The organism is Vogesella mureinivorans, assembly GCF_007644035.1.
Classification (GTDB): domain Bacteria; phylum Pseudomonadota; class Gammaproteobacteria; order Burkholderiales; family Chromobacteriaceae; genus Vogesella; species Vogesella mureinivorans.
In genome coordinates this window covers 1-319 of sequence record NZ_VMTV02000611.1, presented here as the reverse complement: position 1 = coordinate 319, position 319 = coordinate 1, and the positions used below count along the sequence as shown (strand labels likewise).

Sequence of the window (319 nt, the reverse complement as noted above, 5' to 3'; positions counted from 1 at the left end):
TAGCTCTGCTGTGAAGTAATCCCAATCGCCGAATGAAGTAACGCCAAACGCAAAGGAGATTGAAATGGATACCCAATACTACGACGACATTATTATCGGCGGCGGTAAAGCAGGTAAAACACTGGCACCTGCACTAGTCGCGGACGGACGCCAAACCGCTCTGGTGGAACGTAGCTTAAACATGATTGGTGGCTCGTGCCCTAATATTGCCTGCATTCCCAGTTAGCTCAACAATACATAGACACCAGCGCCGAACAACAGCAACTCAATGTCAATGAAAACACCTGCTGGCGCATTTGCTGGTTCCCAATCACGGCAA

1 protein-coding gene is annotated in these 319 nt (G+C 49.2%); it reads left to right on the top strand.

Going from position 1 to position 319, the window contains the following annotated elements:
• The first annotated feature begins 64 nt into the window (after window positions 1-64).
• On the top strand, window positions 65-226 hold the full coding sequence (locus tag FLQ44_RS25635; RefSeq protein ID WP_206208932.1) for a hypothetical protein: 162 nt from the start codon (window positions 65-67) through the stop codon (window positions 224-226).
• The last annotated feature ends 93 nt before the right edge of the window (window positions 227-319 follow it).